This is a genomic window from Caballeronia sp. LjRoot34, from assembly GCF_964253815.1.
Taxonomy (GTDB): Bacteria; Pseudomonadota; Gammaproteobacteria; order Burkholderiales; family Burkholderiaceae; genus Caballeronia.
Genome location: NZ_CAXUSB020000001.1, coordinates 392,476 through 417,726, shown reverse-complemented (window position 1 = coordinate 417,726; position 25,251 = coordinate 392,476). Strand labels below are relative to the sequence as shown.

Here is a 25,251-nt window from a genome sequence, read left to right as displayed (position 1 = left end):
TGCGGAGTAATTGCGGAGCAGCTTCGCGGCCGGAGAATCACCTGGACTCACGCTTGTTCCACTACCCAGGGAGCTTATGCAATGTCAGGAAAATTCGTCATCGACCGCGCCCGTAACGGCCAGTTCTATTTCAACCTGCGGGCGGCCAACGGCGAACCGATCCTCAAGAGCGAGACGTATGTGACGCGAGCGTCGGCGGAACATGGCATTGCATCGGTCAAGGCGAATGCGCTGATCGATGAACGCTACGAGCGCAAGACGGACAAAAGCGGCGCACCTTATTTCAATCTGAAGGCCGGCAATCACGAGGTTATTGGCGTGAGCGAAGCTTATAGCAGCGCGGCGGCCAGAGATGCCGGGATTGAATCGCTGAAGAAAAATGCGCCCGATGCAGTGACACAGGACAACACGAAAGCAGCTTCGACCAGCCACTAGCGCTGGTCCACACACAAAGACAAAAATGGCCGTTCCAGCTCACGCCGGAAAGGCCATTTTTACGGCGCATGTTTGACGTTGACTTGATCAGCGTAGCCGATCGGTTGCCGTGCATGGTCAGGAGGGCCAGTTGCCCGCGGACCACGGGGAAGTTAGCCCGGCAGTCCAAGCTCTCTTTGAGCCAACTCGCCCGGCTGATCGGCGTTAGCCAAACCAGCCCGCATCAAACCATCAATGCAAAATCTTCGCCAAAAAGTCCTTGGCCCGATCCGACTTCGGGTTCTCAAAAAACGCGTCCTTCTTGTCGTCTTCCACAATGAAGCCCTTGTCCATGAAGATCACGCGATGCGCGACCTTCTTCGCAAAGCCCATTTCGTGCGTCACGCACATCATGGTCATGCCTTCCTGCGCCAATTCCACCATCACGTCGAGCACTTCGTTGATCATTTCCGGATCGAGCGCGGACGTGGGTTCATCGAAGAGCATGGCGATCGGATCCATCGATAACGCCCGCGCAATCGCCACCCGCTGTTGCTGTCCACCGGAAAGCTGGCCGGGGAATTTATCGGCGTGAGCGCTTAAACCCACGCGCTCCAGCAGCTTCAATCCCTTCGCTGTCGCTTCGTCCTTGGAACGACCCAGCACCTTGATCTGAGCCAGCGTCAGGTTCTGCACGATCGTCAGATGCGGGAACAGTTCGAAGTGCTGGAACACCATGCCGACTTTCGAGCGCAGTTTCGACAGGTTGGTTTTCTTGTCGCCGATCGATTGCCCGTTGATCGTGATCTCGCCCTTCTGGAACGGCTCAAGTCCGTTCACGGTTTTAATCAGCGTCGACTTGCCCGAGCCCGAAGGACCGCACACCACCACTACTTCACCTTTTTTGACTTCCGTCGTGCAATCGGTGAGCACTTGAAACGGGCCATACCATTTCGAAACATTCTTGAGTGAGATCATCGAGCGACCTTTTTCTGAAGACTTTTGACGAGACCGGATGCGGCGAGGCACACCACGAAATAACAGGCACCGGCGAACAGCACCATTTCGACAGTCGTACCGTCGCGATCGCCCACATTCGTGGCCGTGCGGAAAAAGTCCGCGAGGCTGATCACATACACCAGCGACGTATCCTGGAACAACACGATAGCCTGCGTGAGCAGCAGCGGCACCATCGCGCGAAACGCCTGCGGCAACACGATCAGCCGCATGGACTGCGTGTACGTCATGCCGAGCGCGAAAGCCGCGTTCACCTGCCCGCGCGACACCGCCTGAATGCCTGCACGAATAATCTCCGAATAATACGCGGCCTCAAACAGCGAGAACGCGACCATGGCGGAAGCGAGCCGGATATCGATTTCCGGCGATAACCCCAGCACATTCTGCAGGAATTGCGGCACGATCAAAAAGAACCACAGCAGCACCATCACGAGCGGGATCGAACGAAACAGCGTCACATACCCCTTCGCGAACCATTCGAGCGGCTTGATGCCCGAGAGGCGAAACAGCGCGAGCACGGTGCCCCAGAGAATCCCGAACACGAGCGCGAGCACCGTGATCTTGAAGGTGATGATGGCGCCGGTCCAGAGCGTAGGCAGCGAACTCGGCACACTGCTCCAATTGAAATGATGCATCACTTGCCTCCAATGTAGCCGGGCAGCCGAGTCCTGGCTTCGACCACTTTCATCAGTTGCATGACGACCAGATTGATCAGCATGTAGGCAAGCGTCACGGCGATGAACGACTCATACGACTGCGCGGTGTAATCCACAAGCTGTCGCGCCTGCGCCGACAATTCGAGCAACCCGATGGTCGACGCCACTGCCGAGTTCTTGAACACGTTCAAGAATTCCGACGTAAGCGGCGGCACGATGATGCGGTACGCGACCGGCATCAGGATGTAGCGGTACGTCTGCCATTCGGTGAAACCCATGGCGAGACCGGCGGCGCGCTGTCCGCGCGGCAAGGCCGCAATGCCCGAGCGCACTTGCTCGCACACGCGTGCTCCGGTGAACAACCCGAGGCAGATGATGGATGACGAATAGAACTGCACGTTCGGGGGCAACTGCTTGAACCAGTTGCCGATGGAAACGGGCAGCAACTCCGGTATCACGAGGTACCAGATGAAGAACTGAACGAGCAGCGGGATATTACGAAAGATGGCGACATAAACCGTGCCGATGGCAGCCAGCTTCCTGTTGGGCACGGTGCGAAGAATGCCGAACAACGAGCCGACCACGAGCGCCACGATCCATGACGCAAGCGACACGGTAACGGTCACCCAGAAACCGGAAATAAGCCAGCCGAGATAGGTTGTCGGCTCGCCGGTCGAGACGGGGCTTAGGAAAACGCCCCAATTCCAGTGGTAGGACATGGACTCCCTCCAAAAGAAAACGGAAGAAGCAGCGCTCCTTCCGTTTCCATCAATCGAGCAGAACCGAGATTAATCGATTGCCTTGTCGTTCGGGTTCTTGAAAAGCGCCTTCATGTCATCGCTTTCCGGGAAGTTCAGGTTAAGACCCTTCGGCGGAATCGGACTTTCAAACCACTTCTTGTAGATCTTGTCGCCTTCGCCCGAGGTTTCGACCTTGGCGATGGCGTCATCGACTACCTTCTTGAACTCTGGATCGTTCTTGCGCAGCATGCAGCCATAAGCTTCACGCGATTGCGGCGTACCGACAATCACGAAATCCTGCGGCGTGCTCGACTTCGCACGTTCGCCGGCCAGCAAAGCGTCGTCCATCATGAACGCTACTGCGCGTCCCGTCGACAACGTCAAAAACGAGTCGCCGTGATCCTTCGCGCTGATGATGTTCATGCCCATGCTCTTTTCCTGGTTCATCTTGCGAAGCAGGCGCTCGGACGTGGTTCCAGCGGTCGTCACAACGGTCTTGCCCTTCAGGTCGTCGAAGTCCTTGATCCCCGAATCCTTCTTGGTCATCAGGCGCGTGCTGATCACGAAGATGGTGTTGGAGAACGCGACTTGTTGCTGACGTTCGAGGTTGTTCGTGGTCGAACCGCACTCGAGGTCGATCTGGTTACCCGTCACGAGCAGCAGGCGGTTTTGCGACGTGACCGACTTCTGTTGAATCTTCAGGTTCGGCATGTTGAGCTTTTCCTTGACGGCGTCGACCACCTTCAAAGCAAACTCATACGAATAGCCAATGACCTGTTGCTTGTCGTCGTAATACGAGAACGGAATCGACGACTCGCGGAAACCCAGGTAGATGTTCCCTGAATCCTTGATTTTCTTGAGCGTATCGTTGTTTTGCGCTTGCGCGCCCGATGCGAAAAGTCCCAGTGCGGCAAGCAGCAGCGCAGCTTTTTTAATCTTCATAATGTGTGATCTCCTTGGCGAAAACGGCGCAATTTTAGCAGGGTAATAAATTTGAAAGAATGAATGTTGTCCACAGTTGTCATTTTTGAGACACCCGCTGTGGTCAGGCTGAGCGGGGGTTTCAGCGCTTTCAATTGCCGTTGGTTCTGCCCTAATTTTCTTGTGTTTTTACGCGAAACGCCCGTCGACGTCCTGAAGGACGACGGCGGGCGTCTTGATGCTTTTTGCGTTAGCGCCGCTTCATGCAGGCAAACGCGCGCAAACGTTTCTGATGCCTGAAATCACGGATACAGGCCACGCATTTCGCGCGCTTGCAGAATTCGCGTACACGCGACAATGAACGCCGCCGTGCGCACTGATACCGAATGCTCGCTGGCCACTTGCCACACGGCCGCGAATGCTTCGCGCATCACACGTTCGAGTCGCTGGTTGATTTCGTCTTCGGTCCAGAAGAAGCTTGAGAAATCCTGCACCCATTCGAAGTACGACACCGTCACGCCGCCCGCATTAGCGACCACGTCGGGAATTACGAGAATGCCCTTGTCGTGGAGAATGTCGTCGGCCGCCGTTGTGGTCGGGCCGTTGGCGCCTTCCACCACGATCTTCGTCCTGATCTTCGGCGCGTTTTCTTCCGTGATCTGGCCTTCGAGGGCGGCCGGAATCAGGATATCGGTTTCAATGGTCCAGAACTCGTCTTTGCCGATCGGGTCCGCGCCTTCGAAGCCACCCACGCCGCCGTGCTTGGCCACGTGCTCGAGCAACGCGGCTGCATTGATACCCGACGATTTGTACAGCGAACCGGTGTGATCCTGCACCGCCACCACTTTCGCGCCGGCTTCCTGGAACAGCCGTGCAGCGATCCCGCCGACGTTACCAAAACCCTGCACGGCGATGCGCGCGCCTTCAATGTCAAAGCCAATCCGGCGCGCCGCTTCCGAGCCCACGACGAACACGCCGCGGCCGGTTGCTTCCTTGCGGCCGAGCGAACCACCGAGGGAGATCGGCTTGCCGGTCACCACGCCGGTTGCTGTCTGGCCCTGGTTCATGGAGTACGTATCCATCATCCACGCCATGATCTGCTCGTTCGTGTTGACGTCCGGCGCAGGGATATCCGTATTCGGCCCAATGATGATGCCGATTTCGCTCGTATAACGACGTGTCAGGCGTTCGAGTTCGCCACGCGACAACGTGCGCGGATCGACACGAATACCGCCTTTTGCGCCGCCGTACGGTACGTTCACAGCCGCGTTCTTCACCGACATCCACGCCGACAACGCCATCACTTCGGAAAGCGTAACGTCCTGGTGATACCGCACGCCGCCTTTGCCCGGACCACGCGACATGTTGTGCTGGACCCGATAGCCTTCGAAGTGCGTGACCGTGCCGTTATCGAGTTCGATGGGGCAATCGACGATCAGGATGCGCTTCGGGCGCTTGAGGGTTTCAATCCAGCGCGACAGCGAGCCGAGATACGGCGCGACACGATCGACCTGCTGGAGATAGTTACCCCAGGGGCCAAGATGCGTGGAATCGAGATAGGAGGGAATGGCGTGCTGAACAGCGGGAACAGCAGAAGCGGTGCGGTCTTGTTGCGGCGATGACATCGAAGCTCCAGCGTTGTGTGGAATGGCTTCATTGTCGAAAATTCGGATATTGAAATCCAATGCCGTTTCATCATTGCGTTATGTTTATCTTGCATAACGTCTGAGACGCTTATGTGGCCTGGGTTTCCGCCGGTCTCAATACCTCTTCGCCCACTGCTTCCCAAAGATTACGCATCAAAGCCTGGCGAGGATCGTCACCCTTCGACGCCATTTTGTCTCGATACAAACGAATTTCCATCGTCAGCGTGAACTGACCCGCCGGTGTTCCGCGGGTTCCCCGGTCGAGCCGGATCAGGCTGCCTTCATCGACTTCGTTGGCCACTGCGCTATGCGGGAGGAAAGCCACGCCGTGACCAGCCAGCGCCATCGCCTTCAGACCTTCGGCCATGTCGGTTTCGTAGACCTTGTCGAGATAAAGACGCGCCGGCGAGGTCGCGATGATCACCTCCGTCATGCGGCCGAGATAAGCGTTAGGCGTGTATGAGAGATATGGCACGGGAGCATCGGCGGTAGCGGGCAATGTGTAGCGCGCGCGGCCACCCTTGTTCACCGATGAAAACGGGCTGATGGGTTCGGTGCCGAGCGTGAGCATGTCGTAGCGGGCGGGATCGAGCGCCACTGGATGGCTCGGATGGTGATAACCCATCACCAGATCGCAGCCGCCTTCCACCAGCGACAACACCGCGTCGTGCACGTTCAGCGCGCGCAATCGCGTGTTGATGCGCCCCAGTCGCGCTTCTATATGGTGTAGCCAGCGCGGGAAATAGGTCAGCGAGAGCGTGTGCGGAACCGCGAAGTCGATGGTCGCATTGGGCACGCCGGTCTGCCCGCGCAATAGCGTGCGCGCTTCGTGGAACTGCGAAAGCATCGCGAGCGCCTGCTCGTAGAAAACCTGACCGGCTTGCGTGAGGCGCGTCGGGTAGACCGAGCGGTCGATGAGATCCGTGCCCAGCCACGCTTCGAGCGCCTGGATCCGGCGCGAGAAAGCCGGCTGCGTAATGTGCCTCAGTTCGGCCGAGCGGCTGAAACTGCGCGTCTCCGCGAGCGAGACGAAATCTTCGAGCCATTTCAGTTCCATGCGGCTCCTTCGGCCTGGTTGGGGATGCTCCCTGAACGCACCCGCATTTTACCGTTGCGTTCGCGGCAACTTCGGGCGGTCCGCTTTGAACGGCGCGAGGCGCTCGCACCATTCTCACGCGACTCGCACACGCGCGGTGCTGCGCTGCAGCGATACCAGTGCGTGCGGCATCGTGTCCAGTTGGGCTAATTGTTAGCGCTTATGGGCCTTCATCCGGTGCAAAGCCGCGCCGACGTTCAGTCTGCGGCTACCCGCTTAAAGATGGATTTCGTTGGCATGATACTTGCAATTCCCGGTCGGCCGAGCGTCGGGCGTCTTTAAGAACACATCATCGATGCATTGCCAGAGCCGATCCACGCGGAGAATCCGATGAAAAACCTGCTCACCTCGTTAAAGAGCGGCAACTGGCGCTCGCTGGTTGCCTGCTTCCTGTATTTCGATACCGGTTTCACCGTCTGGGTGCTGTACGGACCGCTTGCGCCGTTCATGAGCAAGGACATCACGATGACCGCCGCGCAGCAGGGCTTTCTCGTCGCGGTGCCGGTGCTGGCAGCCGCGATCCTGCGCGTGACGCTGGGCAACTTGTACCAATCCACCGATGGCCGCCGCGTGGCTTTGATGGGCGTAGTGCTTTCATCCGTTCCGACGATCGTGCTGCCGCTTTTGTCCGGCACGCCGTCGTACTCGCTGCTGCTCGTGCTTGGTGTATTCCTCGGCATGGGCGGCGCGAGCTTCGCCGTCGCGTTGCCGATGGCCGGCAGCAACTATCCGCCGAAGGTGCAGGGTCTTGTGCTCGGACTGGCCGCGGCGGGCAATATCGGCGCGGTACTCGATGGTTTCCTGTTCCCCCATCTCGCCGATGCCTTCGGCTGGAAACTTGCCACCGCGGCCGCATTGCCCTTGCTCGCGATCACGGCGATTGCGCTGTTCGTGTGGGCATCGGATGGCGGTCAGAAGAGCGGCAGCACATCGCGCGCAATGACGAGTTTCGCGATCACGCTCGGTGGGTTGATCGTGATGGTGCTCGCGGTGCACGGCGGCGTGTTCGGCGGCGGGCGTACGGGTGTCTTGCTGCTGCCCGTGCTCGGCGCGCTGCTCGCGATTGCCGTGCTGCCGAAACATTACCGCGCGGTGCTTGGTGAACGCGATACCTGGGTCGTCATGCTGATCTATAGCATTACGTTCGGCGGGTTTGTCGGGATGTCGTCGTATGTGACGTTGCTGCTGACCAACCTCTATCAGATGCCGAAGATCGAAGCCGGTCTATTCATGGCGATGCTCGCGTTCCTCGGCGCGATCGTGCGGCCCCTCGGCGGTTATCTCGCCGATCGCGTGACCGGCGTGCGCGCGTTGCTCGTGCTGCTGGCGGTGATTGCTATCGCCGACTTTGCGTTTGCGGTGTGGATGCCGCCGGTGGCGGGTGGTATCGCGTTGCTGGTTTGTCTTTATCTGTGCTTCGGACTGGGCAACGGGTCGACGTTCCAGCTCGTGCCGCAGCGGTGGAAAGGCAAGACCGGGCTGTTGTCGGGGATTGTCGGTGCGGCGGGCGGGATTGGCGGGTTTTATCTGCCGGTAATCATGGGGATGGCTAAGGAAAGTACCGGAAGTTATCAGATGGGTTTTGCGACGTTCGGCGTGTTGGCGGTCTTTGCGTTTGGGTTCCTGCTCGCGTTGCGCGCGCAGTGGCTGCGCTGGGCCGCGCCTGGAGTGGTAGCGGCCGGGCATGGCGGCGCAACGGCGATGGTTCACGCCACGGAATAAGGTCGCGCGGCTTAAAGCAAAAAGCGTCGATGCCCGAAGGCATCGACGCTTTTTTGTTCCGTCCCGGCAGCTTGGGCAATCGCCTTTCCGGATGTCACGGCGCTTCAAGCCCGTGCCGGCTCGCCCACCTCCACTACATCATTCGCACCCTCTTCCGGCTCCGCTGCCTTCTGCTGTTGCAGCGCCCACATCTGCGCAAACAACCCACCGGCGCGTATCAATTCCGCATGTGTCCCGCGCTCCACAATCCGCCCGTGATCCATCACGATAATCTGCTGCGCATGAACCACCGTCGATAACCGATGCGCAATGATCAACGTCGTCCGTTCCTGTGCGATCAGATCCAGCTCATGCTGAATGGCCCGTTCCGATTTCGAATCGAGCGCGGACGTGGCTTCATCGAAGATGAGGAGCGGCGGGTTCTTCAACAAAGTCCGCGCGATAGCCACGCGCTGCTTCTCCCCGCCCGATAACTTCAACCCGCGCTCACCCACCGGCGTCTCATACCCCGCCGGCAAACTTTCGATGAACTCATGAATATGCGCTGCCCGCGCCGCCGCGATCACTTCATCGCGTGAAGCCGAGGGCCGGCCATACGCAATGTTGTAGTAGATCGAATCGTTGAAGAGCACCGTATCCTGCGGCACGATGCCGATGGCCGCACGCAGCGAATCCTGCGCGACATCGCGGATATCCTGGCCGTCCAGCAGAATCTGGCCGCCTTGCTCACGGTCGAGATCATAGAAACGAAACAGCAGACGGCCGAGCGTCGATTTGCCTGAACCGCTATGACCGACCACTGCCGTCGTCGTCCCCGCTGGAATCGTGAAATCGACGCCATGCAGGATCGGCCGCGCGCGTTCATACGAAAAGCTCACGTTCTCGAACCGCACCTCCGCACCCTTCACGACCAGCGGCGGAGCATTCGGCACGTCCGGCACTTCACGCCCGGCGCCGAGCAGCGTGAACATGCGGTCCATATCGGTGAGACTCTGCTTGAGCTCGCGATACACCACGCCCAGGAAATTCAGCGGGATATACAACTGCAGCATGAACGTGTTGATCAGCACGAGATCGCCGAGCGTCAGATGCCCTGCAATAACGCCTTGCGTCGCGCGCCAGAGAATGAAAACGAGCCCCGTGCCAATGATGAATTGCTGCCCGAAGTTAAGCACCGACAACGACCGCTGCGAACGAATGGCCGCCGTGCGATAGCGCCTCAGGTTTTCATCGTAACGCTGCGCTTCCCACTCTTCGTTGCCGAAATACTTCACGGTCTCGTAATTCAACAATGAATCGATGGCACGCGAATTCGCCCTCGAATCGAGTTCGTTCATCGTGCGCCGGAAGTGCGTGCGCCATTCGGTGAGCTTGATCGTGAACACGATGTACGTCACCAGCGCAATCAACGTGACGATCGCGTAATACGCTTCGTATTTCGCGACAAAAAATCCGAGCACGAGGCCGACTTCCACGAGTGTCGGCAGGATGCTGTAGAGCGAATATGAAACGAGTTGCTGAATGCCGCGCGTGCCGCGTTCAATATCCCGCGACATGCCGCCGGTCTGCCGGTCGAGATGAAACCGCAGCGACAGCGAATGCAAATGCCGGAACACTTTCAGCGCGAGTTGCCGCACGGCGCTTTCCGTGACCTTCGCGAACAGCATTTCGCGCAACTCGGTGAAGAGCGACGTGGACAGGCGCACGACCGCGTAAGCCACGACCAGCAGGCCGACGCCGCTCACCAGGATGATCGCGGCGGAATCCTGCGCGCGTCCGAGCGCGGTCAGATGCTGGATAGAACTGAGGCTGTCGATGACCTTTTTCATCACGATCGGCACGCCCAGATTCGCGACTTTCGCGCCGATCAGGCAGGTCAGCGCAAAACCGACGCGCCATTTGTACGTAGTCAGGTACGGCAGCAGCGAGAGAATGGTCTGCCAGTCGTTACGCGGGCCTTTCGCAATAGGAACCGGTTCGGAGGGAGAGTTGCGGCGCATGGATTCGAGGTCTGCAGAGGTCCGCGCCGCAGGGTCACAGGGTGCCAAACGGTGTCGGACGAGCGAGGTATCGCGGGACGGGCGCCCATCTCAAAATGCGGGCTTTCCCGTACAATTCGATGTTTCCCGGCGTCGGCAACAATCAGTCAAACCTGCGCTAAACGCCGTAAAAGCACGCTGAAACGGGTGTGGACAAGTCAGATTCAAACCAGACTCGTTCGAGCGCCAGCAACATCATTTAATCCTGCATTGTCGCAGAAGGTGCATCGGCGCGCTGACCGCCGGCATCCCTCACTCTTTCATGGAAATCCGCTCGTGACCCAATCTTTGCAACTCCCGAACAAACCGGTCGCGCTGCGCGTGGTGCCGCAACCGTCCGATGCCAACGTCCACGGCGACGTCTTCGGCGGCTGGATCATGGCGCAGGTGGACATCGCCGGATCGATCCCGGCCAGCCGGCGCGCGAACGGGCGCGTGGCGACCATCTCGGTGAATTCGTTCGTGTTCAAGCAGCCGGTGTTTGTCGGCGATCTGCTGAGCTTTTATACGGATATCGTGAAGACGGGCAATACGTCGGTGACGGTATCGGTCGAGGTCTACGCGCAGCGCATGAGCCTGGCAGAAGACGTGGTGAAGGTCACGGAGGCCACGCTGACCTACGTTGCCACCGACAGCGACCGCCGTCCGCGCGCGTTGCCCGTCCTGGACTGATCGGAACCGGGGCGCGGGCTGGTCCCGCTCTTCAGCAACAGCGCGGGAATCTCGCCGGCCGGCAGCGGCGGCGAGAAGAAGAAGCCCTGCATCTCGTCGCAATCGCGAGCAACCAGGAAGTCCAGTTGCGCCGCCGTCTCCACGCCCTCCGCGATCACCTGCAACTCAAGCGAGTGAGCCAGCGCGATGATCGCTGAAGTAATCGTTTCATTGCCTCCCGATGTACCGATATCCGCAACAAACGAGCGGTCGATCTTCAACCGGTCCACCGGAAAGCGCTTCAGATAACTGAGGCTTGAATACCCGGTCCCGAAGTCGTCGATGGCAATGCTGATGCCGAGCGCCGCCAGCTCCGACAACGTGGTGACGGCGTCTTCCCCGTTGTTCATGATGGCGCTCTCGGTGAGCTCGATTTCCAGGTAATGCGGCGCAAGACCCGTTTCCTCCAGCACGGACGTCACCAGTACGCGGATATCGCGCTGCTGGAATTGCCGCGCCGACAGATTCACCGACATCCGCGCCGGCGGCAATCCCTCATCCTGCCATGCCTTGTTTTGCCGGCATGCCTCGCGCAGCACCCACTCGGACAATGGCCCGATCAGCCCGCATTCTTCGGCCACCGGAATAAACGCGCCCGGCGAGACCAGCCCGAACTCCGGGTCCATCCAGCGCACGAGCGCTTCCATGCCGACAATCTCGCCCGTCGCCAGCTCCACTTGCGGCTGGTAGTGCAGCAGGAATTCGCCGTCGCGCAACGCCCGCCGCAAACGCCGCTCGACGTCCATCCGCGCCCCCACGCTCGCATTCATTTCCGGCTGATAGAACTGGTACGTGTTGCGTCCCATGTCCTTCGCGCGATACATCGCGATATCGGCCTTCTTGAGCACGGTTTCGGCGTCGTCGCCATCTTGCGGAAACAGGCTCGCGCCGATGCTGCAGCCCACGTACATTTCCGTTCCATCCAGCCATACCGGGTCCGAAATGGCGGTTCGCACGCGCTCCATCCAGGCAATCAGCGCGCTTTCGCCGGCCATGTCCGGGAGCACGATCACGAACTCGTCGCCGCCGTGGCGCGCGACCGTATCGCCGGCGCGGCCGCAACGCGCCAGCCGCTCGGCGACCACCGCGAGCAACCGGTCGCCTACGCTATGGCCCAGGCTGTCGTTGACGTTCTTGAAACCATCGAGATCGACAAAAACCACGGCCACCGTGTTGTCCTCGCGGCGTGCCCGATCAATCGCGTGTTGTAGCCGTTGACGCAGGAGATTGCGGTTGGGCAGCCGCGTAAGCGTGTCGTAGTTCGCCTGATATTCGAGCTGCTCCTGATAGCGGACGACTTCGGTGACATCGTTGATCACGCCGACGTGATGCGTCGTGCGGCCTTGCGCATCCGGCACCGGCGCGATGAACAGCTGATTCCAGAATAGTACGCCATCCTTACGATAATTACGCAACACCGCACTCGCTTCGCGGTTCGCGGCGAGACCCATACGGATTGCCTCAAGACCTTCCTGGTCGAGATCGTCGCGCTGGAGGAAACGGCAATCGCGACCCACGATATCGGCCGGGTCGTAACCCGTAATGCGCTTGAACGCCGGATTCGCGTATTCGATCACGTTGCCCGTAGCACTCGTGCCGGTGATCAGCACGGCGTTCACGCAGGCATCCAGCGCGCGGCTTTGCAGGCGCAGCGCGAGTTCGGCGCGCTTGCGCTCGGTCGTGTCGTCGTACGAACCCAGCACGCCGATAATGCGCCCCGCCCCGTCGAGCAGCGGCATCTTGCTGGTAATCGACGCACGCACTCCGTCGTCGCGCTCAACGTCGCATTCCACGTTCATCAGCGGCTGACCGGTCGCGAGGACCTGGAGATCGTCGTCACGAAGTTGCTCCGCCGAGCGCCACCAGGGCAGCTCGGCGTCGGTCATGCCGACCACCTGTTCCTTGCTCGCGAGACCGGCATCGCGGGCAAAGGCGGAATTGCAGCCCAGATAACGCGATTCGCGGTCCTTCCAGAAGATCCGCTGCGGAATATTGTCGATAAGCGATTCCAGCATCTGCTTCGAACGCCGCGCCTCGGTCTCGGCATTGATGCGATCGGTGACGTCGTTGGCGAGCATGAAAATGCCGGGATGCCCCGAATAGGTCAGTGCGTGCGATGAGATATCAGCACTCACCTGCGCGCCGTCCCGGCGCTTGTGCCGCCAGACGCCCGCCGGCCGTTGCGCGCCGGTCTGGCGCGGCTGATTGCCCTTGTGGCGCGCGAGAAGTGTCGCGAACCGGTCGAAGTCGTCGTCGGCGTGCAGGTCGCGCATGCTCATCGACAGGAATTCGAGTTCGTTGTAACCGTAATGCGCAAGCGCCGCTGGATTCACCGCCACGAAGCGATACGTCGCGGCGTCGACAATCCACATGGGTACCGGATGCGCGTCGAACAAATCGCGGAAACGCTCGTTGCTGCGCTGCATTGCCCGGGCAATGCGCAACTTGTCGCGCGCCGATTTCTCGTGGCGCGCGAAGGTGTAGATCAGCGCGCCGCCGCCGGCGAGCATCGTGAGGATCAGCAAGAACACTGCGCGGCTGGACGCTACCGCGGATTCATTGAGCGTGGCCGCGAGCGAATCGGCTTCCCTCGCGCGCAGCACCGCCAGTTCGACATCAAGCGATAGCTGGTCTTCGGCGAGCCGGCGGACGGCTTGCCGGGTCCAGTCGCGGGCCGCGCCAGGCGCGTCTATGGCGGCGCGTTCGAACGCCGATTGACCGTCGCGTTTCGCGATGCGCGCGCTTTCGCCGAGCAGGTAGAACGCGCCTTGCATGTCGGGTTCGTAATCGAGCTGGGCGCGCAGGCCGCTTTCCAGCGCGTTGATATGTTCTGCACGCGCCTCGCGCACGTCTGCCGCCGTAAGCACGCCGCTTGCCTCGTACCAGCTGATTTCCGGGAGGATTTCGCCAAGAGCGCTGCGGTACGCGTCGAGGTCGCGCATCAGGCTGAGCGAGCGGCGCGTACGCGCGTCGGCATCGCTTTGCCGGTCGATTTGCTGGTATGCGACGAACGCGTTCGCCCCCATGGCGATCAGAACGACAGCCAGGTTCACCAGCAGACGGCGGGAAAAGAATGAGTTCATGGGTTCGATCGCCGTCCGGGAGGCGGGGCTGGGAAGACTGGGCGCGTGTCTTCGCATCGATTTCCGTGTATCGATAGTTGATTATCGGCAGGAGCGGAGGGGAATTTAGGGTAAGCGCTTAAAAGGCGCCTTTTAAAGGGTAGCCGGTGGAGGCCAAGCGCAGCGTACGGCATGCGACGGCCCATGTCGGTATTCGGGTGGGTGCAACTGGCAGACTACGGTTCCCCGGCGGAAAATCTGATCTCGCGCGCTAACGATTTCCACCCAGCGCGGTTTCGATCCCGCCCGGGTTGTATACGCGGACACTCCTCAGATGCCCGCTAGCGCCCCTCGGCCGCCAGCAGCCCCGTCTGTGGACGCAAGTAACCACTTAATCGGCTAGGCCAAACTCTCGCATCGCCGGAACGAAGTCGTGGTTGACTTCGGCCTTGCGCGATAACTTCGCCAACGCGTAACGCTGGAACGGCGAAAGCTCCGACCATCGACCCAGGCTCGGCGAGCCGATCCCGCACAAACTGCTCTGGCGAATCACGGTTTCAGGCACGACGTCGGTGTGCGCCCAGATCGGATCGCCATCGGGTGCGAATGTCTCCGGCGTTGCGTCGGCGTGGGTTCGAAGCATCTCGGCGAGCGCCCGGTCGAAATTGGGTTCGATCGCGGCGTCGTCTTCAACAGGAAAACGCGCGAGCAGTTCGCGGTCGCTGTGCGGCAGCCGTCTCCACTGATCGAGCGAAATGATCTGGCCGAAACGGTCCAGGTTAAAGCGCACGACGAGCGGAATGAAGCTCAGATTCTCAGTCGACTCCAGTTCGAATCCGAACAGGCGCGGAGCGTCGTAAAGTGCCATGGCAGGTGCCTCGTTGGCGTAATGGACAAGGAAAGCGAGTGAGGCCGCGGTAGGTTATCGTAGGGCCTTGAACGGCTTGTAGTGTGTCTGCTGCCCCATAAAGGAGCAAGGGTTATGCCCGAATTTATCTCGTAAATGCTGATGGGAAGTCGCTTAAAGCGGCTAAAACGCGACATCGAAAGCAATCAGCAAGTGAGCCATGCAATGAATGACACAGACATCGACGACCAGCCCGGCTACGTACAACGGTCCGTACGGCGCCACCGGCTGGGCGAAATACGCGACGCCGCCGACGACGTCGGCCAGGAATGGCCCGTCGCGCTGGTCTACAACGGCATTTCGCACGCGGTCATGATGTGCACGCCGCGCGACCTGGAAGCGTTCGCGGTGGGCTTTTCGCTGACGGAAGGCATTGTGGAGCGTGGCAGTGACATTCACGACATCGAGGTATTTTTCCACGATACCCCCGCCAGCGACACCTTGCCGCACGCGGAAGTGCATCTGCAGGTGGTGCAGCAGGCGTTTGTCGCGCTGAAGCAGAAGCGACGGGCATTAGCCGGTCGAACGGGCTGCGGGGTGTGCGGGATCGAGAGTATCGACTTGCTGGATCTGCAGCCAGAGCGTGTGCCTGACACGGGTTTTTTGAACCGTCTTGCAGATGACGCCATTGCTCACGCCGCGCATGAATTGCCGGCGCATCAGCAGTTATCGAAGCTGACCGGTGGATTGCACGCCGCCGCCTGGTGCGACGAAAGCGGCGCGGTCAAATACGCGTTCGAGGACGTGGGACGCCACAACGCGCTCGATAAACTGATCGGGCATCTGGTGCTTCAACGGGTGGATACCACGCAAGGTTTCGTATTCCTTTCGAGCCGGGCAAGCTATGAACTCGTGCGCAAATCGGCGCGGGTCGGTGTGCCGATGCTCGTCACTATTTCCGCGCCTACGTCGCTGGCTATTTCCATCGCGGAAAAGGCGGGGTTGCGGCTGGTGAGTTTTGCGCGGGAGAACGGGTTCGTGGAGTATGGGCACGCGGACGGCGCCACACGTTGAGCGAAGCGTTGAGCAAAGCCCTGGCGTGCTTCAAGCCACCCCGTCTACAACACCGGAACTTGAGCCCTCGGTTTATCCGCGAGCCCAAGCCGGTCATCAATTAAACCGGCTGAAATCCGGCTTGCGCTTCTCGAAGAACGCCGTGAACGCTTCCTTCGCCTCGGGCGCGGTCAGCATGTGGGCGAAGTGCTCCGCCTCTGCCGCCATCTGCGCGCTGACTTCTGTCGCCTGAGCGCCCTTCATCAACGCCTTGGTCGCCTTCAGCGATGCCGCCGGCAATGCCGCGAGTTTCTTCGCCTGTTTCAGCGCGAAGTCGTCCACCTCTTCCGCCGGCAAAACGCGATTCACGATGCCCATGTTCGCGGCTTCGTTTGCATCGAATGGTTCGCCCAGCAGCAGCTTCTCCGCCGCCCGCTGATAACCCGCAATGCGCGGCAACAACAAACTCGACGCCGCCTCCGGACACAACCCAAGCTGCACGAACGGCAACGCGAATTTCGCTGTAGACGCTGCGTAGACCAGGTCGCAATGCAGCAGCATCGTCGTGCCGATACCCACAGCCCCGCCCGCCACCGCCGCCACCACCGGTTTCTGCGCGGTACTGATGCGGCGCAGGAACTGGAACACGGGCGCGTCCTGCTTTGCCGGCGGCGCCTTCATGAAGTCCTCGATATCGTTGCCCGCGCTGAACGTATCGCCCACGGCGCGAATCAGCACCACACGCACGGCCGGATCGTTTTCAGCATCGAAGAAAGCGTCGGCCATGGTTTGATACATCGCGGCCGTCAGCGCGTTCTTGCGGGCCGGACGGTTGATGGTGATGCTCAGCACGCCGTCGACGTGTTCGGTGATGATGTCCATTCTCGTCTCCTGAACGAATCCTGAATGAAGAAACGGTTCGCGAACCGGATGGCGCGCGAACCGTCGTTCTACGTTTTAGCGCTACCCGCTTACATCCGTTCGATAATGCCCGCCGCGCCCATGCCCGTTCCCACGCACATGGTCACCATGCCGTACTTCAGGTTGCGCCGACGCAAGCCGTGAACCACGGTCGCGGCACGAATGGCGCCGGTCGCGCCAAGCGGATGACCCAACGCAATCGCGCCGCCAAGCGGATTGATCTTCGATGGATCAAGTCCGAGGTCCTGAATCACAGCCAGCGATTGCGCCGCGAACGCTTCGTTCAGTTCAATCCAGTCGATATCGTCCTGAGTCAAACCCGCCGCTTTCAACGCGGCAGGAATGGCTTCCTTCGGCCCGATGCCCATGATTTCCGGCGGCACGCCACGCACTGCGAAACTCACAAAACGCGCGAGCGGCGTCAGGTTGAATTGCTTCAGGATCTTCTCGCTGACCACGATCAACGCGCCTGCACCGTCGGAGGTCTGCGAGCTATTGCCCGCCGTGACCGAACCCTTCGCGGCGAAGACGGGGCGCAGTTTGGCGAGCCCTTCCATGGTCGTGCCATCGCGCGGGCCCTCGTCGTTCTTGATCTCGCGTGCGTTGACGCGAATCTCACCCGTTGCCAGATCCGGGAAACGTTCGTTCAGCGTGAACGCCGCGATTTCATCGTTGAACTCACCGGTGCGTTGAGCTTCCAAAGCCCGCCGATGCGATTCCACGGAGAACGCGTCCTGCGCTTCGCGGCTGATCTTCCAGCGCTCGGCCACGCGTTCTGCCGTCAGGCCCATGCCGTAAGCAATGCCGACGTTCTCGTCACGATCGAAGATATGCGGCGACAACGACGGCTTGTTGCCCATCATGGGCACCATGCTCATCGATTCACATCCGCCCGCAATCATCACGTCCGATTCACCGACGCGAATCCGGTCGGCGGCCATCGCCAACGCGGTCACGCCCGAGGCGCAAAACCGGTTCACGGTCACCCCGCCCACGGTGTTCGGCAAGCCGGCCAGCAACGCGCCAATGCGCGCCACGTTCAGCCCTTGCTCGCCTTCGGGAATCGCGCAACCGATGATCGCGTCTTCAATCAGCTTCGTGTCCAGCCCCGGCAGTTGCGCCACGGCTGAACGAATCGCGTGGACCAGCAGCTCGTCGGGGCGTGTGTTCTTGAAGATGCCACGCGGCGCCTTGCCGATAGGCGTCCGGCTCGCGGCGACAATATATGCGTCCTGCACTTGTTTGCTCATTTGCAGCTCCTTTGTTGACCAGAGTTGGCGTGTCGGCTGGAGTTGGCGCTTTAGCGCCTTACTCCGGTCAACGCAAATGTTAAGTTGCCCGCGTTAGTTACGAACCGGCTTGCCGGTTTGCAACATGCCCATGATCCGTTCCTGCGTCTTTGCAGTGCCAAGCAGGTCGACAAACGCGCGACGCTCCAGCGCCAACAGCCATTCCTCATCGACGAGACTGCCTGCTTCCACATCGCCGCCGCACACCGCTTCCGCGATACGGCTCGCAATCAGGAAATCGTGGTCGCTGATGAAACGGCCATCGCGCATATTCACGAGCGACGCCTTGATGGTCGAGATCGCCGAGCGTCCTGCTACGGGGATTTGCGTGGCACGCAACGGCGCACGATAACCGGCTGCCGAAAGAGCCCGCGCTTCCTTCTTCGCGATATCGAGCAATTCGTGGACGTTGAAAACGATCGTGTCGGACGGTTTGAGATACCCCATCGCGCGTGCTTCCAGCGCCGATGCTGAGACCTTCGCCATCGCGGCGTTTTCAAACGACTTCTGCAAGAACTTCAAAAGATCGCTGGTTGCATTCACGGCGCTGGCCGCGCTCGCTGCGCGCAACGCGGCTTCCTTCAAACCACCGCCCGCCGGCACGAGACCCACACCCACTTCCACCAACCCCATATAGCTTTCGATGTGCGCCACGCGCTTCGCAGAATGCAGCGCGAGTTCACAACCGCCGCCGAGCGCAATACCCGACACGGAGGCCACCACCGGCACGCTCGCATATTTCACGCGCAACATGCCTTGCTGGAAGTTCTTCACGAACGGTTCGATCCCCTTCGCGCCGCCCATCATGAACGCGGGCATGGCTTCTTCGAGATTCGCACCGGCCGAGAACGCGCCGCCCGGATTGCCGAGCTTCAACGCGGACGTTTGCCAGATCACGACGCCCTTGTAATCGGCTTCGGCGAGTTCGATCGCTTTCGTCAAACCTTCGATCACCGACGGTCCAATCGTGTTCATCTTGCTTTTGAACGACACGATCACAACGTCGTCTTCGCCTGCACGGTCATCGACCCAGGCGCGCACGGCATCGGTTTCGAACAGCGTCTTGCCGTAGGTCTTCGGATCGATACCCGCTTCACCGATCAGCGGTGCGCGGAACACCTGCTTGTTATAAACATCAAGCGATGAACGCGGAATGAATTTAGAAGCCGTAGCCGACCACGATCCTTCAGCCGTATGCACGCCGCCCTTCTCGGCCACCGGACCGTCGAACACCCACGAAGGCAACGGCGCTTTCGACAACGCCTTGCCTGCATCGATATCTTCCTGCACCCACTTCGCCACTTGCGTCCAGCCAGCCGCTTGCCAGCTTTCGAACGGACCTTCGTTCCAGCCGAAACCCCAGCGGATAGCGAGATCGATATCGCGGGCATTGTCTGCAACAGATTCCAGATGCACACCGATGTAATGGAACACATCGCGGAAAATGGACCACAGGAACTGAGCTTGCGGGTTTTCAGACTCACGCAAAAGCTTCAAGCGTTCCGCCGGCGGACGCTTCAAGATACGGCCGACGAGTTCATCCGCCTTGCCGCCGCCATCCACGTACGTTCCCGTCTTCGGGTCCAACACCTTGATTACTTTGCCTTCCTTCTTGTAGAAACCAGCGCCCGACTTTTGCCCCAACGCGCCGTTCTTTACCAAACCGGCGAGCACGGCCGGCGTTTCATACAACGCGAGGAAAGGATCGTCCGGCAGGTTGTCCTGCATCGTCTTGATGACGTGCGCCATGGTGTCGAGACCGACCACATCCGCCGTACGGAACGTCGCCGATTTCGCGCGGCCGAGACGTGCACCGGTCAAGTCATCGACTTCATCGAAACGCAGTCCGAACTTCTCTGCTTCCGCGATCACCGCGAGAATCGAAAACACGCCCACGCGATTCGCGATGAAATTCGGCGTGTCTTTCGCCCGCACGACGCCCTTACCCACCACGCTCGTCAGGAACGTCTCGAGTTGGTCGAGGATCTGCGGTTGCGTGGTATCGGTCGGGATCAGTTCGACCAGGTGCATGTAGCGCGGCGGATTGAAAAAGTGCACGCCGCAGAAACGCGCTTTTAACTCGTCCGAAAAACCCTTCGACAACTCCGTAATCGACAGCCCCGACGTATTCGTCGCGAAAATCGCCTTTTCACCGATATACGGCGACACCTTCTTGTATAGGTCGTGCTTCCAGTCCATACGCTCGGCGATGGCTTCGATCACGAGATCGCACTCTTTCAGCTTCTCGATGTCATCGTCGTAATTCGCGGGCTGGATGTATTGCGCGTCGTCTTTCACGCCGAACGGCGCGGGCGACAGCTTCTTCAGATTCTCGATCGCTTTCAACGCGATGCCGTTCTTCGGACCTTCTTTAGCCGGCAGGTCGAACAGCAGGACTGGCACCTGGGCGTTGATCAGATGCGCAGCGATCTGCGCGCCCATCACGCCGGCGCCGAGCACGGCCACCTTGCGTATGTTCAGATTGCTCACGTTGTGTCTCCGGGAGAGGTATTCGAAAAGACGATGCGCCACGCCATTCAAAACGTAGATGACGTAGCGCAGTGCAAAAGAGGCCTAGAACAAGGCTTCGTCGTAGTCCATCAGCGTCTTCGATCCGGCGCGCGCAGCGCGAATCGTCGATGCCGTTTCAGGCAGCAGCTTGGCGAAGTAGAACCGCGCGGTGGCGAGCTTCGCTTTGTAGAACGGATCGCCTTCGGCTTCCTTATCCAGCGCGATACGTGCCATGCGCGCCCAGAAATACGAGAACACCAAGTGCCCGACAGTACGCAAATACGGCACGGAAGCGGCGCCGACTTCGTCGGGATTCTGCATCGCCTTCATGCCGATTTCCATGGTCAGCTTCTGCACCTTATCGCCGATATCCGCGAGTGGGTTGATGAACTCCTGCATCTCCGGCTTCACACCTTCTTCTTCCACGAAGTCGGTGACGAGCTTGCCGAACTTCTTCAGCTTCGCGCCCATGTCGCCGAGGATCTTGCGGCCGAGCAGGTCCAGAGCCTGAATCGAATTCGTGCCTTCGTAGATCATGTTGATGCGGGCATCGCGGACGTATTGCTCCATGCCCCACTCGGAGATAAAGCCATGGCCGCCGTAGATCTGCATGCCCATGTTGGTCCCTTCGAACGCGTTGTCCGTCAGGAACGCCTTGATGACCGGCGTGAGCAGCGCGACGAGATCGGCGGCGTCTTTACGCGCGGATTCATCGGCGTGGGACAGTTCTTTATCGATGTTCAGCGCAGCCCAGTACGTGAACGCGCGGCCCGCTTCGGCGTAGGCTTTTTGCGTGAGCAACATGCGGCGAACATCCGGATGCACGATGATCGGATCGGCGGCCTTCTCCGGCGCTTTCGGACCCGTCAGCGAACGCATTTGCAGGCGTTCCTTCGCGTACACGAGCGAGTTCTGATACGCGATTTCCGTCAGTCCCAATCCTTGCATGCCGACGCCCAGACGCGCGGCGTTCATCATCACGAACATGGCATTCAAGCCCTTGTTCGGTTCACCGACAAGCCAGCCCTTCGCATTATCCAGATTGATCACGCACGTTGAATTGCCGTGAATGCCCATCTTGTGTTCGATGGAACCGCACTTCACGCCGTTGCGTTCACCAGGAGCGCCCGCGTCAGTCGGAATGAACTTCGGTACGATGAAAAGCGAGATGCCCTTGGTCCCGATCGGTGCGCCCGGCAAACGAGCCAGTACCAGATGCACGATGTTCTCAGCCAGATCATGTTCACCGCTGGAGATGAAAATCTTCGTGCCGATGATGGCGTAGGAGCCGTCACTGTTCGGTTCGGCCTTCGTGCGCAACATTCCCAGATCCGTGCCGCAATGCGGTTCGGTCAGGCACATGGTGCCGGTCCAGGTACCGTCCACAAGTTTCGGCAAGTACGTTTTCTGCAACTCAGGCGCGCCGTGCGCGTGAACGCACTCATACGCGCCATGCGACAAGCCGGGGTACATCGTCCAGGCCTGGTTCGCCGAATTCAGCATTTCGAACAGCGCGTTGTTCACGAACGCGGGCAAGCCCTGGCCGCCGTATTCCGGATCGCAACCCAGCGCCGGCCAGCCCGCTTCCACGTATTGCTTGTAGGCTTCCTTGAACCCCGCCGGCGTGCGCACGACGCCATCGCCTTCGTACGTGCAACCTTCGCGGTCGCCAATCCGGTTCAGCGGAAAAAGCACCTCGGCGCAAAACTTGCCGGCCTCTTCGAGAACCTGATTGATGGTATCCGCGTCGAGGTCGGCATGCTTCGGCATGTTCTTGACCTCGGCTTCCACGTTGAGCAATTCATGCAAGACAAATTGCATGTCACGCAGCGGCGCTGTGTACTGTCCCATTTTTCTTCTCCAAGTGTCCAGGAAGCTTGAGCCTTGGTCGCCGCCGAATCTGCTTTACAGCATGCCCTCTGCCGATTCGCCCGACGCCTAACGGCCGTTGCTTTGATACGAAATAATCGTTTTTTCCAGCGCGTCCCGCGTCAGTTGCACTGCTTCCGGCAAGTGCAGGAAACGCGCATCATGATGCAGGCCGAGCGTGAAGCTATAGAGTTCAAACAGCATCAGCGCAGGATCTGTGTCCGGGCGCAAATGCCCTTCATCTTTCGCCTGGTTGATCGCACGCGTCAGCGCCGCTCGCCAGGTGGTCACGCTGTGCACGAGTTGCTCGCGGACCGCGCTGTCGGCACGATCGTCGTACTCCACCGCGCCGCTGATGTAGATACAGCCCGTTGTCACTTCCTCGATGCGCTTTTCCATCCAGCGCGCCAGCATTGAACGCAAACGCGGCAAACCGCGCGCTTCGCGCAGGCTCGGGTAGAACACTTCGTCTTCAAAGCGACGGTGGTATTCCTTCACCACCTCCACCTGAAGATCCTCGCGCGAGCCAAAATGCGCGAACACACCGCTCTTGCTCATTTGCATCCGTTCGGCCAGCAAGCCGATCGTCAAACCCTCAAGCCCGTCCCTGCTTGCCAGGTCCAGCGCAGCATCGAGGATCGCGACTCGTGTCTGTTCGCCTTTTCGCATGATCTTTACCGTTTTCGTTGAATCGAAATAAAATCGAACGGCCGTACTATTGTTATAGCTAGCCGCTCATGAAACAAGCTTTTTATTAGAAACCGGGGTCTAACTTGTGACTATATCTATCGGTTGAGTCTTAGTTTGTCCCGGTTTATAGGCGGACAGCCAGTCGGGGCGGCCCGGGTTTGACCGCACGGCGTTTTTACGCCTCAATCGTAGCGGCCGATGGTGAGCATTTTCATCATCGTGCGATACGTGTTGTAGGCGAGCCAGTTAAGCAGACGCTCACCAACGGAGCGCGCCGCGTATTGCTCGACGGTAATCGGGCGGCCGTCGTGGAAGGCGGCCAGGATAGCGTCGCGCAGCTTCACGATCTCGTTCTCGTGATTCACCAGCACCATGTTCGCCTCATTGTTCAGCACGAGGCTCAATGCGTCCAGATTCGATGATCCAACCGTAGCCCAGTTCGAGTCCACCACGGCCACTTTGCCATGCAGGATGGTTTTCTCGTATTCCGCGATCCGCACGCCGTACTTCAGGAGATTGCGATACAGGAACGGCGTGGCGTAATCGAGCGCGACAAACTCCTTTCGCCCGATGACCAATGTGACGCGTACGCCACGCTGCGCTGCGCGCGCCAGCGCGCGGCGCAGCTTACGCCCCGGCATGAAATACGGATTCGCCAGCATCACTTCTTTTTCCGCGTGCGAAATCGCGGCGAGATACGCCTTTTCGATTGCGCGCCGATTGAGCAGATTGTCGCGGGCGACGAACGCCACGCACGGTTGATCGACCGCGTGGATCAGGCCCCGTCGCGCTCGCAGGCGTGCTCGCAACGCGCGCCGGTTCGTCCTCGACGATGCCCCCGGCGTACCTTGCTGATCCTGCGGCCGCGGCGCCAGCGGCTTCACGCCGAGGCGAATCCGTTGCCATTGGAGATCGAAGGCTTCCCGCACGTCCTTGACCACCGGGCCTTGCGCCTCCAGCGCAAAATCCCAGCGCGCGTGGTCGAGATGGACGCCGTTCTGCTCGAAGTCATCGACAATATTGATGCCGCCGCAAAACGCAACGTGATGATCGATAACCGCCAGCTTACGGTGCGTCCGCGAAAAACCGAGCTGCCCGAACAGATGCGGGTTGTACACGCGATGCTCGACGTTCGCCTGCGCCCATTCATCGAAGAGCGGAAGCTTCGCCGTGCCGATACCGTCCGTGATCACGCGTACATGCACGCCGCGCCGGGCCGCGTTCATCAGCGCGGTGGAAATGGCGTGGCCGGCTGCATCGTCGCTGAAGATGTAGGTCTCAAGCGAAACGTCGTGCTGCGCGGCGTCGATGCGTTCAATCAGCGCCGGGAAAAATTCCACGCCGGATTTGAACAACCGCACCGTGTTGTTGATGGTGAAGCACAGCCGTACTGGGCGGCGTCCGCCAAACAGGGCTAGTTTGAGTCGGGCAAACCGCCGTTTGGGCGTGCCGAAACCGATCACCGGTTGTGCTCCGCGAGACGCTCGGGCAATTGCAGGATCGCCTCACGATTCGACGATGAAAAACACTTCGCCGCCGCCTCACGAAGCGGCAGCCAGAGAAAGGCGGTGTGCTCGCGCGGCGCGAGCGTCACTTCCACGCAATGCGGGACGAGCAGGCTGAACTGGTGCTCGACGTTACGTACGACGCCTTCAGCATAGCGATGCCGCCATTCAGGGTAGATGTCGTATTCAATCTGGTGATGCCAGTCGAGCAGTGAGCGCTCCGGCACGCCCGGGCTGCCGACCACGATCCCCGTTTCCTCGGCAACCTCGCGCGCCGCGGTCAGGACCAGCGGTTCGTCGATGTGATCTTTCGAACCCGTCACGGACTGCCAGAAACCCGGCCGGTCGAAGCGCTCGATGACGAGCACGTCCAGTTCGGGCGTATGGATGACAACGAGGACAGACTCGGGAATTTTCGGCGGCTTGGACATGGTGGGAACGTTGCGGCCTTTATAAGAGGCTGGCCGAAGAATGTAACCTAAAAACGGGAAAAGGCGCACCGGGTGGCGGTTTCGTTTCGTCTGTTGCAAATGGGGGACGGA

At 59.9% G+C, this 25,251-nt stretch carries 20 protein-coding genes; 4 read left to right on the top strand and 16 right to left on the bottom strand.

What is annotated here, in order from left to right; translation table 11 throughout:
* Positions 1-81: 81 nt before the first annotated feature.
* Positions 82-435, top strand: coding sequence for a YegP family protein (locus tag ACSQ36_RS01895; RefSeq protein ID WP_047895661.1), 354 nt, complete (start codon positions 82-84; stop codon positions 433-435).
* 231 nt (positions 436-666) lie between these two features.
* On the opposite strand, the gene ACSQ36_RS01890 is transcribed toward ACSQ36_RS01895, so the two are convergent.
* The 6 genes from ACSQ36_RS01890 to ACSQ36_RS01865 all read right to left on the bottom strand — a co-directional run bounded on the left by ACSQ36_RS01890 (position 667) and on the right by ACSQ36_RS01865 (position 6,451).
* Positions 667-1,392, bottom strand: coding sequence for an amino acid ABC transporter ATP-binding protein (locus tag ACSQ36_RS01890; protein ID WP_213765826.1), 726 nt, complete (start codon positions 1,390-1,392; stop codon positions 667-669).
* Entirely contained in the window at positions 1,389-2,066 is a 678-nt protein-coding gene (gene gltK, locus ACSQ36_RS01885; RefSeq protein ID WP_213765825.1) for a glutamate/aspartate ABC transporter permease GltK, read from the bottom strand. The genes ACSQ36_RS01890 and gltK overlap by 4 nt, the downstream gene beginning before the upstream one ends.
* Positions 2,066-2,806 carry an amino acid ABC transporter permease gene (locus ACSQ36_RS01880; protein WP_213765824.1) on the bottom strand — a complete coding sequence of 247 codons (741 nt, stop codon included), beginning with the start codon at positions 2,804-2,806 and terminating at the stop codon, positions 2,066-2,068. Before ACSQ36_RS01880 ends, gltK begins: the two co-directional genes overlap by 1 nt.
* Before the next feature lie 69 nt (positions 2,807-2,875).
* Entirely contained in the window at positions 2,876-3,769 is an 894-nt protein-coding gene (locus tag ACSQ36_RS01875; RefSeq protein ID WP_213765823.1) for a glutamate/aspartate ABC transporter substrate-binding protein, read from the bottom strand.
* A gap of 281 nt (positions 3,770-4,050) precedes the next feature.
* Positions 4,051-5,373, bottom strand: a complete 1,323-nt coding sequence (locus tag ACSQ36_RS01870) for a Glu/Leu/Phe/Val family dehydrogenase (RefSeq protein WP_213765822.1) — start codon at positions 5,371-5,373, stop codon at positions 4,051-4,053.
* Positions 5,374-5,482: 109 nt separating this feature from the next.
* Positions 5,483-6,451, bottom strand: a complete 969-nt coding sequence (locus ACSQ36_RS01865) for a LysR family transcriptional regulator (protein WP_436180722.1) — start codon at positions 6,449-6,451, stop codon at positions 5,483-5,485.
* Positions 6,452-6,820: 369 nt separating this feature from the next.
* Here ACSQ36_RS01865 and ACSQ36_RS01860 point away from each other — a divergent pair, with 369 nt between their 5' ends.
* Positions 6,821-8,212, top strand: a complete 1,392-nt coding sequence (locus ACSQ36_RS01860) for an MFS transporter (RefSeq protein ID WP_436180721.1) — start codon at positions 6,821-6,823, stop codon at positions 8,210-8,212.
* 104 nt (positions 8,213-8,316) lie between these two features.
* Here ACSQ36_RS01860 and ACSQ36_RS01855 read toward each other — a convergent pair whose 3' ends face one another.
* Positions 8,317-10,212, bottom strand: a complete 1,896-nt coding sequence (locus ACSQ36_RS01855) for an ABCB family ABC transporter ATP-binding protein/permease (protein WP_436180720.1) — start codon at positions 10,210-10,212, stop codon at positions 8,317-8,319.
* Positions 10,213-10,527: 315 nt separating this feature from the next.
* Between ACSQ36_RS01855 and ACSQ36_RS01850 the strand changes: the two genes are divergently transcribed.
* Positions 10,528-10,923 (top strand): acyl-CoA thioesterase, encoded by a 396-nt coding sequence (locus tag ACSQ36_RS01850; protein WP_213765818.1) that lies wholly within the window; start codon positions 10,528-10,530, stop codon positions 10,921-10,923.
* On the opposite strand, the gene ACSQ36_RS01845 is transcribed toward ACSQ36_RS01850, so the two are convergent.
* Positions 10,869-14,045 carry a sensor domain-containing protein gene (locus ACSQ36_RS01845; RefSeq protein ID WP_436180719.1) on the bottom strand — a complete coding sequence of 1,059 codons (3,177 nt, stop codon included), beginning with the start codon at positions 14,043-14,045 and terminating at the stop codon, positions 10,869-10,871. The two genes, ACSQ36_RS01850 and ACSQ36_RS01845, sit on opposite strands and share 55 nt — an antisense overlap.
* Before the next feature lie 370 nt (positions 14,046-14,415).
* Positions 14,416-14,892, bottom strand: a complete 477-nt coding sequence (locus ACSQ36_RS01840) for a nitrate reductase associated protein (RefSeq protein ID WP_436180718.1) — start codon at positions 14,890-14,892, stop codon at positions 14,416-14,418.
* 204 nt (positions 14,893-15,096) lie between these two features.
* Here ACSQ36_RS01840 and fdhD point away from each other — a divergent pair, with 204 nt between their 5' ends.
* Positions 15,097-15,945, top strand: coding sequence for a formate dehydrogenase accessory sulfurtransferase FdhD (gene fdhD, locus ACSQ36_RS01835; protein ID WP_213765815.1), 849 nt, complete (start codon positions 15,097-15,099; stop codon positions 15,943-15,945).
* Positions 15,946-16,041: 96 nt separating this feature from the next.
* On the opposite strand, the gene ACSQ36_RS01830 is transcribed toward fdhD, so the two are convergent.
* From ACSQ36_RS01830 to nudB, 7 genes are all read right to left on the bottom strand, one after another.
* Complete coding sequence (locus ACSQ36_RS01830; RefSeq protein ID WP_213765814.1) at positions 16,042-16,806, bottom strand: enoyl-CoA hydratase; 765 nt, start codon at positions 16,804-16,806, stop codon at positions 16,042-16,044.
* Positions 16,807-16,895: 89 nt separating this feature from the next.
* Complete coding sequence (locus tag ACSQ36_RS01825; protein ID WP_436180717.1) at positions 16,896-18,095, bottom strand: acetyl-CoA C-acyltransferase; 1,200 nt, start codon at positions 18,093-18,095, stop codon at positions 16,896-16,898.
* Between the two features lie 93 nt (positions 18,096-18,188).
* Positions 18,189-20,624 carry a 3-hydroxyacyl-CoA dehydrogenase/enoyl-CoA hydratase family protein gene (locus ACSQ36_RS01820; protein WP_436180716.1) on the bottom strand — a complete coding sequence of 812 codons (2,436 nt, stop codon included), beginning with the start codon at positions 20,622-20,624 and terminating at the stop codon, positions 18,189-18,191.
* 84 nt (positions 20,625-20,708) lie between these two features.
* Positions 20,709-22,496, bottom strand: coding sequence for an acyl-CoA dehydrogenase C-terminal domain-containing protein (locus tag ACSQ36_RS01815; RefSeq protein WP_436180715.1), 1,788 nt, complete (start codon positions 22,494-22,496; stop codon positions 20,709-20,711).
* An 87-nt stretch (positions 22,497-22,583) separates the two neighbouring features.
* Positions 22,584-23,183, bottom strand: coding sequence for a TetR/AcrR family transcriptional regulator (locus ACSQ36_RS01810; RefSeq protein ID WP_213765810.1), 600 nt, complete (start codon positions 23,181-23,183; stop codon positions 22,584-22,586).
* Positions 23,184-23,386: 203 nt separating this feature from the next.
* The gene (locus ACSQ36_RS01805) at positions 23,387-24,667 is read right to left on the bottom strand and encodes a phospholipase D-like domain-containing protein (RefSeq protein ID WP_436180714.1); all 1,281 of its coding nucleotides are present in this window, start codon (positions 24,665-24,667) and stop codon (positions 23,387-23,389) included.
* Positions 24,664-25,140 (bottom strand): dihydroneopterin triphosphate diphosphatase, encoded by a 477-nt coding sequence (gene nudB / locus ACSQ36_RS01800; protein ID WP_213765808.1) that lies wholly within the window; start codon positions 25,138-25,140, stop codon positions 24,664-24,666. Before nudB ends, ACSQ36_RS01805 begins: the two co-directional genes overlap by 4 nt.
* Positions 25,141-25,251: the final 111 nt, after the last annotated feature.

Excerpts from the sequence above, each read along its gene's own strand:
- ACSQ36_RS01855 (WP_436180720.1), bottom strand. The coding sequence starts at position 10,212 with ATGCGCCGCAACTCTCCCTCCGAACCGGTTCCTATTGCGAAAGGCCCG.
- ACSQ36_RS01860 (WP_436180721.1), top strand. The coding sequence starts at position 6,821 with ATGAAAAACCTGCTCACCTCGTTAAAGAGCGGCAACTGGCGCTCGCTG.
- nudB (WP_213765808.1), bottom strand. The coding sequence starts at position 25,140 with ATGTCCAAGCCGCCGAAAATTCCCGAGTCTGTCCTCGTTGTCATCCAT.
- ACSQ36_RS01845 (WP_436180719.1), bottom strand. The coding sequence starts at position 14,045 with ATGAACTCATTCTTTTCCCGCCGTCTGCTGGTGAACCTGGCTGTCGTT.
- fdhD (WP_213765815.1), top strand. The coding sequence starts at position 15,097 with ATGAATGACACAGACATCGACGACCAGCCCGGCTACGTACAACGGTCC.
- ACSQ36_RS01825 (WP_436180717.1), bottom strand. The coding sequence starts at position 18,095 with ATGAGCAAACAAGTGCAGGACGCATATATTGTCGCCGCGAGCCGGACG.
- ACSQ36_RS01870 (WP_213765822.1), bottom strand. The coding sequence starts at position 5,373 with ATGTCATCGCCGCAACAAGACCGCACCGCTTCTGCTGTTCCCGCTGTT.
- ACSQ36_RS01890 (WP_213765826.1), bottom strand. The coding sequence starts at position 1,392 with ATGATCTCACTCAAGAATGTTTCGAAATGGTATGGCCCGTTTCAAGTG.
- ACSQ36_RS01865 (WP_436180722.1), bottom strand. The coding sequence starts at position 6,451 with ATGGAACTGAAATGGCTCGAAGATTTCGTCTCGCTCGCGGAGACGCGC.
- gltK (WP_213765825.1), bottom strand. The coding sequence starts at position 2,066 with ATGCATCATTTCAATTGGAGCAGTGTGCCGAGTTCGCTGCCTACGCTC.
- ACSQ36_RS01815 (WP_436180715.1), bottom strand. The coding sequence starts at position 22,496 with ATGGGACAGTACACAGCGCCGCTGCGTGACATGCAATTTGTCTTGCAT.
- ACSQ36_RS01840 (WP_436180718.1), bottom strand. The coding sequence starts at position 14,892 with ATGGCACTTTACGACGCTCCGCGCCTGTTCGGATTCGAACTGGAGTCG.
- ACSQ36_RS01880 (WP_213765824.1), bottom strand. The coding sequence starts at position 2,806 with ATGTCCTACCACTGGAATTGGGGCGTTTTCCTAAGCCCCGTCTCGACC.
- ACSQ36_RS01810 (WP_213765810.1), bottom strand. The coding sequence starts at position 23,183 with ATGCGAAAAGGCGAACAGACACGAGTCGCGATCCTCGATGCTGCGCTG.
- ACSQ36_RS01895 (WP_047895661.1), top strand. The coding sequence starts at position 82 with ATGTCAGGAAAATTCGTCATCGACCGCGCCCGTAACGGCCAGTTCTAT.
- ACSQ36_RS01830 (WP_213765814.1), bottom strand. The coding sequence starts at position 16,806 with ATGGACATCATCACCGAACACGTCGACGGCGTGCTGAGCATCACCATC.
- ACSQ36_RS01875 (WP_213765823.1), bottom strand. The coding sequence starts at position 3,769 with ATGAAGATTAAAAAAGCTGCGCTGCTGCTTGCCGCACTGGGACTTTTC.